The sequence below is a fragment of the Tepidimonas sp. genome, from assembly GCF_046292505.1.
Classification (GTDB): Bacteria; Pseudomonadota; Gammaproteobacteria; order Burkholderiales; family Burkholderiaceae_C; genus Tepidimonas.
In genome coordinates, this window is record NZ_JBKBQX010000150.1 from 1 (window position 1) to 871 (window position 871).

The window sequence follows — 871 nt, forward strand, 5'->3', positions numbered from 1 at the left end:
CTGCCGCCATCGTGGTAGATTTGAAACCCAGCCTTTGGAGAGACAAGTTGCCGATGGCCGCGAAGTTTCCGCAACGCCCCTTCCAGGCCGTTGATGCAAAAAGGTTTTTCCTGGGCTTGCAGTTCCAAACATGCCCTGATTTCAAAGGGATTAAGACGGCAGCGTCTGCTACATTTTGTTCACGCCAATGGTTCCAAACATGCCCTGATTTCAAAGGGATTAAGACTCAGCGCGCTGATTGCCTCTTGCGGGTGCGATAGTTCCAAACATGCCCTGATTTCAAAGGGATTAAGACCTCAGTCAGTTACTAAACTCGACGACTTTCACCGTTCCAAACATGCCCTGATTTCAAAGGGATTAAGACAGTATTTGTTTGGCGCCATTGGCGCCGGCTGTTGTTCCAAACATGCCCTGATTTCAAAGGGATTAAGACTTGTGGGCATGGAAACCCTATCGGCCCTGATTGTGTTCCAAACATGCCCTGATTTCAAAGGGATTAAGACTCCCAGGCATTGCCTGGGATTGAACGGATTACGCCGTTCCAAACATGCCCTGATTTCAAAGGGATTAAGACCTATCCCGCATTCACGGGATATTGTGCCGGCGACTACGTTCCAAACATGCCCTGATTTCAAAGGGATTAAGACGAATAAATCCTGCACCACTTGTTGCCGAAGCTGGGTTCCAAACATGCCCTGATTTCAAAGGGATTAAGACACATCCCGCAGACGAACGTCTGCGGGAATTATCAGTTCCAAACATGCCCTGATTTCAAAGGGATTAAGACGGTGCGCGTCAGCTCGCCGTAGACGAACGGCACGGTTCCAAACATGCCCTGATTTCAAAGGGATTAAGACTCCTTTCATGTATG

2 protein-coding genes are annotated in these 871 nt (G+C 48.8%); both read left to right on the forward strand.

Features of this window, described 5'->3' with window-relative positions:
• Positions 1–93: 93 nt before the first annotated feature.
• Entirely contained in the window at positions 94–699 is a 606-nt protein-coding gene (locus tag ACK4TH_RS12395) for a hypothetical protein (protein ID WP_409626891.1), read from the forward strand.
• Positions 666–809, forward strand: a complete 144-nt coding sequence (locus tag ACK4TH_RS12400) for a hypothetical protein (protein WP_409626893.1) — start codon at positions 666–668, stop codon at positions 807–809. The genes ACK4TH_RS12395 and ACK4TH_RS12400 overlap by 34 nt, the downstream gene beginning before the upstream one ends.
• The last annotated feature ends 62 nt before the right edge of the window (positions 810–871 follow it).